This window comes from Sphingomonas sp. LM7 (assembly GCF_002002925.1).
Taxonomy (GTDB): Bacteria; Pseudomonadota; Alphaproteobacteria; order Sphingomonadales; family Sphingomonadaceae; genus Sphingomonas.
Map to the genome: position 1 here is coordinate 969,042 of NZ_CP019511.1, position 12,525 is coordinate 981,566.

Consider the following 12,525-nt stretch of genomic DNA (forward strand, 5'->3'; position numbering starts at 1 on the left):
GGATGTGGCCGAACTCGCGCAAAGCGGTGCGAGCGAGGGCCTGTGGCTCCGCGCCGAACGGCAGAACGCGGGCAAGGGCCGGCAGGGCAGGGCATGGGATTCGCCCGCGGGCAATCTCTACATTTCCACGCTCGTCCGCGTCCGACCGGGCGAGCCGTCGCCCGCGACGCTCGCGCTGGTCGCCGCGGTGGCGCTTGAGGAGGCGGTGTCGCTGTTCGGCGTGCAGCCGATGCTCAAATGGCCCAACGACTTGTTGATCGACGGCGCCAAGCTCTCTGGCATCCTGCTCGAACGCGTAGAGGATGCGGTGATCGTCGGCTTCGGCGTCAACCTGGCGCAGCACCCCGACGACCTCGGTCGCCCCGCCACCAGCGTCGCCGCGCACGCCCCCGCGCCGGACCCCGAGATATTCGCCGAGACGCTGGCCGAGATCTTCGCGCGTTGGCTGTCGCGCTGGCGCGAGGGCATCGCGCCGGTGCGCGACCGCTGGCTGGCGCGCGCGCATCCGACGGGCACGGCGCTCACCGCGCGGCTGGCGGACGGGTCGTCGGTCGACGGGCTGTTCGACGGCCTCGATCCGCAGGGCGCGCTCATCCTGCGCTTGGCCGACGGCACCAGCCGTGTCATTCACGCGGGCGACGTGTTCCTGCTCTGAAGGAGAGGCAAATGCTGCTCGCCGTCGATGCCGGCAACACCAATGTCGTGTTCGCGCTGCTCGAAGGTGGCGAGATCCGCGCGCGCTGGCGCATCGCCACCGATCCGCGGCGCACCGCCGACGAATATGCGGTTTGGCTGAGCCAGTTGCTCAGCCTCGAAGGCTATGATCGATCGGCGGTGACCGGCGTGATCGTCGGCACCGTCGTCCCGCGCGCGTTGCACAACCTTCAGGTGCTCAGCAGCAAGTATTTCAAGGCCGAGGCGGTGATCGCCGGGCAGGGCAGCGCCGAATGGGGCTTCCAGCTCGACGTCGAGGAGCCGGGCAGCCTCGGCGCCGATCGCGCGCTGAACATGATTGCGGCGCATGCCCGGCACCAGGGCGACCTGATCGTCATCGACTTCGGCACCGCGACGACGTTCGAGCTGGTCGACTATAGCGGCGCGTACAAGGGCGGGATCATCGCGCCGGGGATCAATTTGTCACTCGACGCGCTGGTCACCGCTGCGGCCAAGCTGCCGCGGATCGCGATCTCCGCGCCCGAGACCGGCACCGTCGTCGGACGTAACACGGTCGACCAAATGCACATCGGCATCTATTGGGGCTATATCGCGATGATCGAGGGCCTCGTCGCCCGGCTGAAGGCCGAGGTGGGACGCCCGCTCAAGGTCATTGCCACCGGCGGACTGGCGGTGCTTTTCGAAAAGCATACATCGGTCTTTGACACGATCGAACCAGACCTGACCATACAGGGTCTGGCCATGCTGTGGGAACGCAGCCAGCAAGGAAATTAAGTGACTCCAGGCAACGAACTCCTCTTCCTCGCACTCGGTGGCTCGGGCGAGATCGGCATGAACGTCAATCTCTACGGCACCCAGGGCAAGTGGCTGATGGTCGATTGCGGCATCACCTTTGGCGACGCCAATTATCCCGGCGTCGACGTGATCCTCCCCGACCTCCAGTTCATCGAGGAGCGGCTCGACGATCTGGTCGGCATCGTGCTGACCCACGGTCATGAGGACCATATCGGCGCACTGCCCTATCTCGCCGCCGATCTGGGCGTGCCGCTCTATGCCTCGCCGTTCACCGCGGGGCTCATCTACGGCAAGCTCGAGGAAGAGGGCATTACCGACCAGGTCGAGCTCAACGTCATCAAGGAAGAGGGCTCGTTCAGCGTCGGGCCGTTCACGCTGACCTTCAACCGACTGGCGCATTCGATTCCCGAGGGCAACGCGATCCTCATCGAGACGCCGTACGGCAAGGTGTTCCACACCGGCGACTGGAAGCTCGACGAATCCCCCGCTCTAGGCGGCGCCTCGACCGCGGCGGAGCTGACCGCCGTGGGCGACAAGGGCGTTCTGGCGCTCGTGTGCGATTCGACCAACGTCTTCAATCCCGAGTCATCGGGCTCGGAAATCGACGTGCGCAAGGGCCTCGACGAGGTCGTCGCGGCGATCAAGGGGCGCGTACTCGTCACCACCTTCGCGTCGAACGCGGCGCGGCTGCAGACCTTGGGCGAAGTCGCCCGGGATTGCGGCCGGAAGCTGTGCGTCGCGGGGCGCTCGCTCGATCGCATCCTGCGCGTCGCCAAGGCGACCGGCTATCTGCTCGATTTCCCCGAGACGGTCGATTTCGACACCGCGATGACGTTGCCGCCCAACCAGGTGATGATCATCGCCACCGGTGGCCAGGGCGAGGCCCGCGCAGCGCTCAACCGCATTGCCGAGGACACCCATGCGCTCAAGCTGCACGCTGGCGATACCGTGGTGTTCTCGTCGCGCCAGATCCCGGGCAACGAAGTCGCGATCGGCAAGATCATGAACACGCTGGCCGGCAAGGGCGTCGAGATCATTACCGATCGCCAGGCCTTCGTCCATGTCTCGGGCCACCCGGGCCGCCCCGAGCTGGCAGAGATGTATCGCTGGATTCGTCCGGAAGTGCTCGTCCCAGTGCATGGCGAATTGCGCCACCTCCACGAGCAGGCGCGTTTCGGCAAGGAACAGGGCGTCCCGACGACGATCACGCAGAGCAATGGCGAGATCTGGAAGCTCGCGCCGGGCAAGCCCAAGCAGATCGGCCACGCGCCGGTGGGCCGGCTGGTGCTTGACGGTGACGTGATCCTGCCGGCCGACGGCACGACGATCAACGAGCGGCGGCGGATCGCGCTGTACGGCCAGATCTCAGTCGCGGTGGCGATCCAGGGCGGGCGGCTCAAGGGCGTGCCGCAAATCCGGGTGCAGGGCGTTCCGGTCGAGGAGGATCGCGACGCGTTCCTCGAGGAAGCCGCCGCTGCAGCTGCGGAGGCCGTGAAGAAGGACGGCCGCGACATCGAAAAGCTGCGGGAGAGCGTTCGGCTGGCAGTACGCCGCGCGGCGGTGCGCTTCACCGGCAAGAAGCCGGTGGTCGATGTGCTGGTGGTGGAGCTCTGAGCCATGCGCTGGCAGTCGATGCTCGCGATCTACATCCTGTTCTGGACGCTGGCAGTGTTCTTGGTGCTGCCGTTCGGCGTGCGCACCTCGCAGGAGGCGGGGGCCGCGCTGGTCCCCGGCCAAGCGGAGAGCGCACCGCACGGGTTCGAGCCGGGCAAGATCGTGATCCGCACTACGATCCTCGCGACGGTGCTGTTCGCGCTGTTCTACCTGAATTACGTCAACGGGTGGGTCACGGTCGAGATGCTCGACTGGCTGCATCGGCAGGACTAAATTTTCGCTCCCTTGGGAATTAGGTGAGGGTTTCCCCCCATCGATAAGGTGATCCCCTCACCCAGCTCCGACTAAGGTCGCGCAGAAGCGCGCGACCTTAGTCTGCGCAACCCTCTCCCGTCGGGAGAGAGATCAGGTGCGCAGTCGCTCGATCGCCTGGGCGAGGGCGACATAGAGCTTGCCCATGTCCGACGACAGCAGGGTGACTCCCAGCGTCGAGCCGTCGCGCAGTGCCAGGACGTGGCGTAGCATCGTCTCGAAATCGTGGATGTAGCGATTGACGTGCTCGCTGAACGCAGGCTCGGAATCATAGAGCCGGGCGATCTCGCGCATGTCGCCATTGTCCAGCAAGCGCACCGCGCGGCGCGTGAACACGCCGCGATCGCCCTTGAGATAGGCGGCCCAGGCGCTGTCGGTGACTTCGGCTGAGAACGCCTTGGCGATGTCGATAGACGCCGAGTTGAGCGCTTCGATGAGCAGCGTAGTGCGGCGGGCGAAATTGTCGCTGTCGGCGCGCTCGCGATCGACGCGCTCTTCCTCGATCCGCGCTTCGAGCCTTGCGGTGGTATCGGCCAGCGCCACCATCTGCTGGGTAAGCCGTTCCGACGCGCGCGCCGCAGCGATCACGGCCGCTTCGGTGCTGTCGGCCAGCTCGACCATCTCGCGGCGGACGCTGGCGTCGACGGCGCGCTTGAGCGCGGTCCCGCTGGCTTCCTCAAGCGCGGCTGCGGCGCCGGGGACGATCGTGGCAAGTGCCTCGCGGGCATGCGCGGCGGCGGCGCTGGCAGTCTCGCGGACGCTGACCAGTGCATCGACCAGCTGCGGCGCGGCGGTCTCGGCGAAGCGGCGGGTAGTCTCGATCGTATCATCGACGATGTGACCGAGCGACGCGGCCTGTTGGCTGCCGGTGGCGAGCGTCTCGAGCAACGAAGCCTGGGTCTTGGCAAGCGTGTCGCGCTGCTGCGAAACGACATCGGCGATCGCCTCGATCGCGTCGTGCGTGCTCTCGGCGGCAGTAACCAGCGCGAGCAGTTCGGGCTTGGCGCCGGCGACGACCTTGCGGCTCGCGCCGATCCGCGCGTCGAGGCGCGCGAGCGCTTCGGGAAGCGTCTCGTCGATCTCGCGCGCCGAGGCGTCGAGCGCAGTGAGCAGATCCTCGGAAGTTCCGATCGCCTTGCGCGCGAGCTGGTCGCCGGTGCGCAGCGCTTCGGACATCGCCTCCATCGAACCGTGGAGCGCGCTGACGGATGCGGCGAGCGACTGGGTGCGATCGGTGCCTGCGGCGTGGAGCACCTGGAGTTCGCGGTCGAGCCGATCGACGCCGGTGGACAGGCCGGAGAACAATATGTCGCCGCGGCCCTGCTCTTCGGCAAGGCGTGCGCCGATGCGGCCGATGGCCTCCTCGATCGTCGCCATGCGCTCGCCCAGCGCTTCGGCGCTGTCGCGGCCGGCCCGGTCGAGCGCGGCCTGGTTGGCGCTGAGCATCGCGAGGATCGCCTCGCCCTGGGTGGCGATGCCCTTGCGCGCTTCGTCGACAGCACCGGCGGCGCGATCGAGCACGGCATCGACTTCGACCGACATCTGGCCGGTGACTTGTTCGAGACGGGTACTGGCGGTCTCGCTGGTTGCTTCCATGCGCGCGATGTGCGCGGCAAGACGCTCGGCAGCGCCGCCGGCGATCTGGTCGGCTTCGCGGCCGCGTTCGGCCAATGCCGTGAGCTGGGTGTCGAGCGAGGCTGCGCGCTGGCTGGCGAGCAGCCCGGCGGCATCGACCCGGCCGGCAAGGCCCTGCATTTCCTCATGCGCCTTGGGCAACGTGGTGAGGATGATCTCGAAACGCTTTTCGGCCTGATCCATCGCATCGCCGAAGGTGCGGATGCTGCCGTCCATCTGACGCGCCTTGTCGCCAACCATGCCGGCAGCGCCCTCGACGCGCTCGGCGGCGCGTTCGCCAAGCGAGGCGAGCGCCGTGGCGTGTTCGGCCAGCGCGGCGCGGTTCTCGGCGATCCGGGCGGCGATCACCGCCATGGTGCGATCGAGCGCGGCGGCTTCGGCACGCATCGCGCGGGCCGTGGCACCGAAGCGTCGGGCCTCAGCGCGGCTGGTGCGCAATGTCAGCATGTAGAGGATGCCGATGAGTGCGGGGGGCACGCAGAGCGCGGCGATCAGCTGGATCAGCGCGACGGGCTCCATGCCGCGCTCGATCGTGGGCCATGCCAGCCAGCCCATGGCGGCGAACCAGACGACGACCGAGAGCGAGGCGAGGGTGGGCACGATCCAGCCGAGGCTGCGGCTCTCCTCGGTATCCTCATCGAGTTCCAGTTCCTCCAGCGGCGCGGGAAGCGCCGAATTGTCGGAAAGGACGAGCTCTTCGTTGCCGTTGGACGGCTCGAAGGCTGCTTGCGCTGGTTTTCCCCCGTTCATCGGCAAACTGTACCATAATCGGGCGGATCGCCAAATGGCGGAAACCAGTGATTAACGTCGTTCGGATAGGCCCGGGGCATGGCGTATGATCCCGGTGCAATCGATGCGACGCTGGCGGCAGCGGTGGGCGACGAGCCCGCGCTGATCGCCGAGCTGCGCGAATCCTTCCTCGACAGCGTCAGGCGCTGCGTAAGTGCGATGAAATCGGCGGAGACGCCCGATGCCTGGGCATCTGCGGCGCTGCGGCTCAAGGGGCTGGCGGCGAGCTTCGGCGCGGTGCGGCTGATGGCGCTGGCAAGCGAAGCGGTGAGCGGGCCGGCGAACGACGGCGAGGTACTGCGCCGGCTGCACCGGGCAATCGACCGGCTTTAGCGCTCCGATAGATAGAATTTCCCCTCCCTGCGAGCAGGGAGGGGAGCAATCAGCGCTTCCTACTCAGCTCGCGCATTGCTGCGTCCAGCCCGGCAAGGGTGAGCGGGTACATGCGGTCCTGCATCAGCTCGCCGATGATCCGCACCGACTGGGTATAGCCCCAGTGCGCTTCGGGCAGGACGTTAAGCCAGACTGCGGCAGGATAGGTGTTGACCAGCCGCTGCATCCAGACGCCACCGGCTTCTTCGTTGAAATGCTCGACCGAGCCGCCGGGATGGCTGATCTCATAGGAGCTCATCGAGGCGTCGCCGACGAAGATCAGCTTATAGTCGTGGCCGAATTTGTGCAGGATGTCCCAGGTCGGGGTGCGTTCGGTGAAGCGGCGGCGATTGTCCTTCCACACACCTTCGTAGGGGCAATTGTGGAAATAGTAGAATTCGAGGTTCTTGAACTCGGATGTGGCTGCGGAGAACAGCTCCTCGCAAAGCCGGACGAACGGATCCATCGATCCGCCGACGTCGAGAAAGAGCAGCAGCTTCACCGCGTTGTGCCGCTCGGGACGCATGCGCACGTCGAGCCAGCCCTGTTTGGCGGTGCCGTCGATCGTCGCGTCGATATCGAGCTCGTCGGCGGCGCCTTCGCGGGCGAAACGGCGCAGGCGGCGCAGCGCGACCTTGATGTTGCGGGTGCCGAGTTCCTTGGTGCTGTCGAGATTCTTGAACTCGCGCTGGTCCCAGACCTTGAGCGCGCGCTTGTGCCTGCTCTCGCCGCCGATACGGACGCCTTCGGGATTATAGCCTGAATTGCCGAAGGGCGAGGTGCCGCCGGTGCCGATCCATTTGCTGCCGCCCTGGTGGCGGGCATGCTGTTCCTCGAGCCGCTCCTTGAGCGTCTCCATGATTTCGTCCCACGAGCCGAGCGACTTGATCGCTTCCATCTCCTCGGGGGTGAGGAATTTATCGGCGATCGCCTTGAGCCAGTCCTCGGGAATGTCGGCCGGGGCGACCCCGTAGTTGGTGGCGATCCCCTTGAACACCTTGGCGAAGACCTGGTCGAAGCGGTCGAGCAGGCCCTCGTCCTTCACGAAGGTGGCGCGGGCGAGATAGTAGAACGCCTCGGGCGTGCGATCGATGATGTCGCGGTCGAGCGCTTCGAGCAGGACGAGGTGCTCCTTGAGGCTCGCCTGGATGCCGGCGGCGCGCAGCTCGTCGAGGAAGGAGAAGAACATGGGCGCCCTTCTAGGGCTGGCGCTCGTACAGCGTCCAGTGGGTGCCCGACATGCCGCGCGCGCGCGCCTCGGCGATCGGCGTGTAGCGGGCGCCGCACAGCTCGATCCGGGCAGGCGGCTGCTCGCCGCGGAAACGATCGGCGAGGAAGAAGCGCGCGGCGGTGCAATCCTCGAGCTGGACGGTGAGGGGATAGTGCGCGGAAGCGGCGGCCGCCTCCAGCGTGGCGATACCGGTCTCGCGGTCGAGCAACAGGCGGGTGCCCTGCGGCGCGCGGGCCTGCATCGCGCGGATCGCAGCGCCGACATCGCCGCGGCGGTTGACTGCGAGGTCCACATCGAGCGCGAGGCTGGCGAGCGTGATCCCGGCAAGCGTGGCGCCGGCGAGCCAGCACTTCCAGCCGCCGGCCTTCATGCCGAGCCAGACGAACTCGGCGAGCAGGACGAGCAGCGCGATGCCAATGAGGAGATAATAGCGCGGGTGCGCGACATTGCCGGAGCGGAGCAGTGCGAGCATCAGCGGGAAGGCGAGGATCGCGAGGCGGTGAAAGGCGATGCGCCACACGCCTGCCGAGGGTGCGAGTACCAGCAGCACCAGCATCGCGGCGATCCCCCAGATGCTCATCGCCGGCAGGCCGACGGTGTATTGCACCATTTCCGAGACGCCGTGGAGCAACTCCAGCGGGTTGTAGGGATCGTAGCGGCCGAAGGTGAAGCCGGTGCGCGCGGCCGCGGCGCCGAGGATGATCGTGACGACAAGAGCGAGGGCGATTGTGGAAGGGAGGAACAGCCGAATTGATCCGGTCAGCGCCTCGCGGAACCCGCTGCGCTTCCACAAGGCGAAGAACACCCAGCCTGCGACTGCGCAGAAGCCGAAGAATAGGATCAGCTGCGAAAAGGCGCCGAGGAAGAAGCAAATCGCCAGCGCGAGCGCGGGGCTGCGCTCGGCCTCGCCGGCGAGCCAGCGATCGACGAGCAGGATCGCGGTGAGCAGCGCCAGCGACATCGGCGCATAGCCGCGTGCTTCCGAGCCGAAGGTGACCAGCGCAGGAGAGACTGCGAAGAGCAGCGCCGTGACCAGCCCGAGCGTCAGGCTGCGGCGCGCGCCGATCGCCGCGGCGACGAGGATCGCGGCAGTGCCGGTAGCGATCGACAGCGCGCGGGCGAGCAGCGGCGGCGCGTCGAAGCCGACCAGCAGCAGCCACAGCGAATTCAGATGGTGGTTGTTGTCGTGGTTGATGTTGAGGAACACGCCAAGCGGCGTTCCGGCATCATGCGCCTGCTTGGCCGACCAGGCTTCGTCGAGCCACAGCGCGCCCTGGGCACCGGCGATGCGGAGCGCCAGGCCAAGCGCGACGATCGCGCCCAGCAGCCACCAATATCGCCTGTCGACGCCCGCTTCCCCCTGCATGGCGTCTGTCATGCGTCAGTGCCGGGGGCGGTACAAGTCAGCGGGCATAGGCATCGATCAGCGAACCGACATAATCGGGCTGGCGGCTGGTCAGCTCGGCGGCGGGACGGGCAGGGCGGACCGCCTTGCCCGCGCTCGGATCGGGCGTGCCGTAGATGAAGCCGTGCGCAGGGTAGATCGAGCTGCCCAGCCCGTCGGTATCGCGATACCAGACCTTGACCAGGCTCCAGTCGCCGCGCTGCGAGACGTCGAACAGCGTGACGTCCTGCTCGGCATGGCCACGTTTGCCGTTCTGGCGCGACCAGTTGGCGTGCGTGACCATCAGCACGCGCTTGTCGACGATGCGGCTGACCACGGCAACATGACCGAGCTGAAGCTTCGAACTTTTGGCAAAGGCGAGGACAGCGCCGACGCGCGGCTTCTGCCCGCGCTGGTAGCGGCCGTCGGCCTGGTCCCACCAGGTCCAGGCGTCGCCATAGATCTGGATCCCCGAGGCTTGACGGGCGAAGGGAACGCACTGGCCGACATATTCGAGAAGCGACTGCGCCTGCGCGGGCATGGCCGCGCAACAGGCGGCAAGCAGGGCAGAGAAACCGAGACCTATACGCATACACGGGTACCGATACAGATACCCCCCCGAGCACCGGGTATCGGGAAGCGGTTAAAATTCGGTTAACTGCGTTTCCGGCCGGCAGGATGTCGTTGTCTGGTCGGACACGGCGCTGCCTCGCTGGTTTACTCGGCTGCGCGGTTCATCGCCCGGATGAAACGTGTGCGATCGAATTCGGCGATGTGCGTGCTCCCCCTGGTACGGTAGCCGGCGATCGTGCGAGCATGGCTGCGGGCCCAAGCATCGAACTTGTCGCGTTCGAATTCGATGGATTGGCTTCGCTGATTGATCAGCGTGATCCCGGCCTTGGCGAATGCCTGATAATTGTCGCGCAGCAGGCAGGCGCTGTCCAGAATATCGAGCCCCTGATATTGGAGGTAGCTGTAGATCTGGCGCAGATTGAGGAATAGATCGGGCGAGGCAGAAAGGTCGCGAGCGGTTTCGTCGGGGAAATAGAAGATGCCGCAATCCGGGCAGATGCGATTGCTGCAATCGCCCCTGTGACGCGGTCCGCCGGACAGTCCGGGACAGGATTTTTCCCGAACCTGCGCTACGGAATAGGTGGCCACCCATCCGGTCAGCAAGGTCGCCGCCAGCAAGATTCCGCCATCGACCAGCGAGAAAAGCACCAGCCCTGCCTTGCCGACACCCGTCGCGCCGGCAATCAGCCCGCCCAGGCTTGCGCCGGCGGTTGCTCCCAGCGTGCCCGCCGCCAGCTTGGGCTTGCGTGCGTCGGGGCCGTGACACAAGGATTTCAGCCCGGCGAGACAAGGCGCCAGGCTGACCGCCGCGCCGACTACGACGGCGGTCAGGCCGTCTATGTGCGTAGTCGCGGCCGCAGGCAGTGCGGCCTGCGCCAGGACGAAGGTCGCGGCGCCGGCCGCCACTCCCAGGGCCGGGTCAGGCGTGGCCGATCGTTTGGAATCCGCCCGCCGGGGAACTGCCGCCAGCGATTCCTCGGAGGCGGACAGAAGGTCGATCGAGTCGTCGATGTCGCGCCCTGGAGCCATATCGCCACCCGTCCTGCTGCTATTGTCGCGGAACTGGGCTCGAACGCGCCGGAGTCTATTCGGAAGCTATGCGGATCGACGCATGTTTGTCTAGCGCGGGGCCGGTCCGGGCGCCGGCGGCTGGCGCGGGAAGGTTTCCAGGCTGGGATCGATCATCGCCCAGGCAGGGGCGTCCTCGGTCCAGATCGCGACTTGCGGGGCGAGATCATTGGGGGCGTCGAGGAAACCCAGGCGAAGGGTACGGAATTGCGGGCGTGCCGAGGACTGACCCATCACCGGCGTGCAGCATTTCGCGCAGAAGCTCTGGGTAAGCGTGTTGCCGCTCGCCGCGACATAGGAGGTGCTGGCAAGCTCGCCTTCCAACGCAATCGCATCGGTGGCGAACATCGCATTGGTGGTCGGCGAGCCCGCAGCGATCTGCTGGCACTGGCGGCACCAGCATTGGCGCACGGCAATCGCGTCGCCCGTGATCGTCGCGGTGACCGCGCCGCAGGCGCAGCGGCCGGTATAGCCGGTCACTTGCTCTGCCGCCGGCTCATGAAGGCAAGGCGTTCGAACAGCATCACGTCCTGCTCGTTCTTGAGCAGCGCGCCGTGGAGCGGCGGGATCGCCTTGCTGCTGTCCTTCGACTGGAGCACGTCGAGCGGCATTTCCTCGTGGAGGAGCAATTTGAGCCAGTCGAGGAGTTCGGACGTGCTCGGCTTCTTCTTGAGCCCTGGGACCTCGCGGATGTCGTAGAAGATATCCATTGCCTTGCTGACCAGGATCTTCTGGATGCCGGGAAAGTGGACGTCGATGATCGCCTGCATCGTCTCGCGGTCCGGGAACTTGATATAGTGGAAGAAGCAGCGGCGCAGGAACGCGTCGGGCAGTTCCTTCTCGTTGTTCGATGTGATCACCACGATCGGGCGCTCGGCGGCGCGGACGGTCTCCTTGGTCTCGTAGACATGGAATTCCATGCGATCGAGCTCCTGGAGCAAGTCGTTGGGGAATTCGATATCGGCCTTGTCGATCTCGTCGATCAGCAGCACGGGGAGCTGCGGCGCAGTGAACGCCTCCCACAGCTTTCCCTTGCGGATGTAATTGGCGATGTCGTGGACGCGCTCGTCGCCGAGCTGGCCGTCGCGCAGCCGGGCGACCGCATCATATTCGTAGAGGCCTTGCTGCGCCTTGGTGGTCGACTTGACGTTCCACTCGATCAGCGGGGCGTTCACCGCCTTGGCGATCTCGTACGCGAGGACGGTCTTGCCGGTGCCGGGCTCGCCCTTGACGAGCAAGGGACGGCGGAGAGTGACGGCCGCGTTGACGGCGACCTTGAGGTCCTCCGTCGCGACATAGCTTTGGGTGCCTTCGAAACGCATGGCGCTTGGTAGAGGGGCAGGGTGCCCCGACGCAAGGACTCAGGCGCGGGTACGGGCGCTGGCGCGGGCTTCGAGCAGGTCCCACAGGCCGCGATGCTGGGCGAAGACCTGTTGCGCGCCGAACAGCATCGCGCGCTCCATTGCGCTTTCGCGGGCGAGCGCATCGACGACGCTGACGGTCTCCTCGGCGAGCGGGAGAGTCGATGCCGGCGCCTTGAGGCCCAAGCGGTCGGCGACGGCATCGAGCACGCCGCGCACCGTTGCCCAGTCGATCACCATCGCAAGCGCGGCACCGGCGGCGCAACCGGCGCGGTCAGACTGGGCGAGCATGTCGAGCGCGTGGCGCTGGGCATGCGCAGCCGATTCGGATTCGGCGTGCCCGGGGGTGCTCGGCAGCGGACCGGCGGCAGCGACGATGCGGACGAGATAGGCGCGCTCGGTCGCGAAGGCGCCGGCAGCGGCTTCCAGCCAGTCGCGTTCGAGCGACACCTGGGCATGTGCCAGCGCATAATCGATCACGCCGGGATGGCGACCGTGGAGCACGCAGATGAAATGGGCGGCATCGGCGAGGTCGCGCAGCGGCTCGAGGGTCTCGGCGAGGCGGCGGAGCCAGGGATGATTCGCGCTGCCATCGGATGCGACGAGCGATCCCATCGCTCCCCATGTGCCACCGAGACGGGCGATCTGTGCAGTATCAAACGGCATATGCCCCCAAACCCTGGAATGCCGACAAACATCGACACGCGCTTCATGCA

13 protein-coding genes are annotated in these 12,525 nt (G+C 66.6%); 5 read left to right on the forward strand and 8 right to left on the reverse strand.

Annotation, left to right across the window (positions count from 1 at the left end):
- Positions 1 to 4 precede the first annotated feature (4 nt).
- The 4 genes from BXU08_RS04465 to BXU08_RS04480 are packed head-to-tail and all read left to right on the forward strand — an operon-like array spanning position 5 to position 3,357.
- The gene (locus tag BXU08_RS04465) at positions 5 to 655 is read left to right on the forward strand and encodes a biotin--[acetyl-CoA-carboxylase] ligase (protein ID WP_253190503.1); all 651 of its coding nucleotides are present in this window, start codon (positions 5 to 7) and stop codon (positions 653 to 655) included.
- An 11-nt stretch (positions 656 to 666) separates the two neighbouring features.
- Positions 667 to 1,449, forward strand: a complete 783-nt coding sequence (locus BXU08_RS04470) for a type III pantothenate kinase (protein WP_077508988.1) — start codon at positions 667 to 669, stop codon at positions 1,447 to 1,449.
- Positions 1,450 to 3,084, forward strand: a complete 1,635-nt coding sequence (locus BXU08_RS04475; RefSeq protein WP_077508989.1) for a ribonuclease J — start codon at positions 1,450 to 1,452, stop codon at positions 3,082 to 3,084. It begins immediately after the preceding gene.
- Positions 3,085 to 3,087: 3 nt separating this feature from the next.
- A complete protein-coding gene (locus tag BXU08_RS04480; protein ID WP_077508990.1) occupies positions 3,088 to 3,357 on the forward strand; it encodes a DUF1467 family protein in 270 nt (89 codons plus the stop codon).
- A gap of 132 nt (positions 3,358 to 3,489) precedes the next feature.
- On the opposite strand, the gene BXU08_RS04485 is transcribed toward BXU08_RS04480, so the two are convergent.
- Positions 3,490 to 5,781 (reverse strand): hypothetical protein, encoded by a 2,292-nt coding sequence (locus BXU08_RS04485; protein ID WP_077508991.1) that lies wholly within the window; start codon positions 5,779 to 5,781, stop codon positions 3,490 to 3,492.
- A 78-nt stretch (positions 5,782 to 5,859) separates the two neighbouring features.
- Here BXU08_RS04485 and BXU08_RS04490 point away from each other — a divergent pair, with 78 nt between their 5' ends.
- A complete protein-coding gene (locus BXU08_RS04490; RefSeq protein WP_077508992.1) occupies positions 5,860 to 6,153 on the forward strand; it encodes an Hpt domain-containing protein in 294 nt (97 codons plus the stop codon).
- Positions 6,154 to 6,202: 49 nt separating this feature from the next.
- Here BXU08_RS04490 and BXU08_RS04495 read toward each other — a convergent pair whose 3' ends face one another.
- From BXU08_RS04495 to BXU08_RS04525, 7 genes are all read right to left on the reverse strand, one after another.
- On the reverse strand, positions 6,203 to 7,381 hold the full coding sequence (locus BXU08_RS04495) for a VWA domain-containing protein (protein WP_077508993.1): 1,179 nt from the start codon (positions 7,379 to 7,381) through the stop codon (positions 6,203 to 6,205).
- Positions 7,382 to 7,391: 10 nt separating this feature from the next.
- Entirely contained in the window at positions 7,392 to 8,801 is a 1,410-nt protein-coding gene (locus tag BXU08_RS04500; RefSeq protein ID WP_150125409.1) for a hypothetical protein, read from the reverse strand.
- Between the two features lie 25 nt (positions 8,802 to 8,826).
- Positions 8,827 to 9,348, reverse strand: a complete 522-nt coding sequence (locus BXU08_RS04505; protein ID WP_253190504.1) for a CHAP domain-containing protein — start codon at positions 9,346 to 9,348, stop codon at positions 8,827 to 8,829.
- Positions 9,349 to 9,524: 176 nt separating this feature from the next.
- Positions 9,525 to 10,409 (reverse strand): hypothetical protein, encoded by an 885-nt coding sequence (locus tag BXU08_RS04510; RefSeq protein ID WP_077508996.1) that lies wholly within the window; start codon positions 10,407 to 10,409, stop codon positions 9,525 to 9,527.
- A gap of 90 nt (positions 10,410 to 10,499) precedes the next feature.
- A complete protein-coding gene (locus tag BXU08_RS04515) occupies positions 10,500 to 10,928 on the reverse strand; it encodes a GFA family protein (protein WP_077508997.1) in 429 nt (142 codons plus the stop codon).
- Positions 10,925 to 11,770, reverse strand: a complete 846-nt coding sequence (locus BXU08_RS04520) for a MoxR family ATPase (RefSeq protein WP_077508998.1) — start codon at positions 11,768 to 11,770, stop codon at positions 10,925 to 10,927. The genes BXU08_RS04515 and BXU08_RS04520 overlap by 4 nt, the downstream gene beginning before the upstream one ends.
- 39 nt (positions 11,771 to 11,809) lie before the next feature.
- Positions 11,810 to 12,424 (reverse strand): DUF6975 family protein, encoded by a 615-nt coding sequence (locus BXU08_RS04525; RefSeq protein WP_253190505.1) that lies wholly within the window; start codon positions 12,422 to 12,424, stop codon positions 11,810 to 11,812.
- Positions 12,425 to 12,525 lie beyond the last annotated feature (101 nt).

Coding starts and splice junctions, on each gene's coding strand:
- BXU08_RS04525 (WP_253190505.1), bottom strand. CDS start 12,424: ATGGGATCGCTCGTCGCATCCGATGGCAGCGCGAATCATCCCTGGCTC.
- BXU08_RS04510 (WP_077508996.1), bottom strand. CDS start 10,409: ATGGCTCCAGGGCGCGACATCGACGACTCGATCGACCTTCTGTCCGCC.
- BXU08_RS04485 (WP_077508991.1), bottom strand. CDS start 5,781: ATGAACGGGGGAAAACCAGCGCAAGCAGCCTTCGAGCCGTCCAACGGC.
- BXU08_RS04490 (WP_077508992.1), top strand. CDS start 5,860: ATGGCGTATGATCCCGGTGCAATCGATGCGACGCTGGCGGCAGCGGTG.
- BXU08_RS04470 (WP_077508988.1), top strand. CDS start 667: ATGCTGCTCGCCGTCGATGCCGGCAACACCAATGTCGTGTTCGCGCTG.
- BXU08_RS04480 (WP_077508990.1), top strand. CDS start 3,088: ATGCGCTGGCAGTCGATGCTCGCGATCTACATCCTGTTCTGGACGCTG.
- BXU08_RS04505 (WP_253190504.1), bottom strand. CDS start 9,348: ATGCCCGCGCAGGCGCAGTCGCTTCTCGAATATGTCGGCCAGTGCGTT.
- BXU08_RS04500 (WP_150125409.1), bottom strand. CDS start 8,801: ATGACAGACGCCATGCAGGGGGAAGCGGGCGTCGACAGGCGATATTGG.
- BXU08_RS04520 (WP_077508998.1), bottom strand. CDS start 11,770: ATGCGTTTCGAAGGCACCCAAAGCTATGTCGCGACGGAGGACCTCAAG.
- BXU08_RS04495 (WP_077508993.1), bottom strand. CDS start 7,381: ATGTTCTTCTCCTTCCTCGACGAGCTGCGCGCCGCCGGCATCCAGGCG.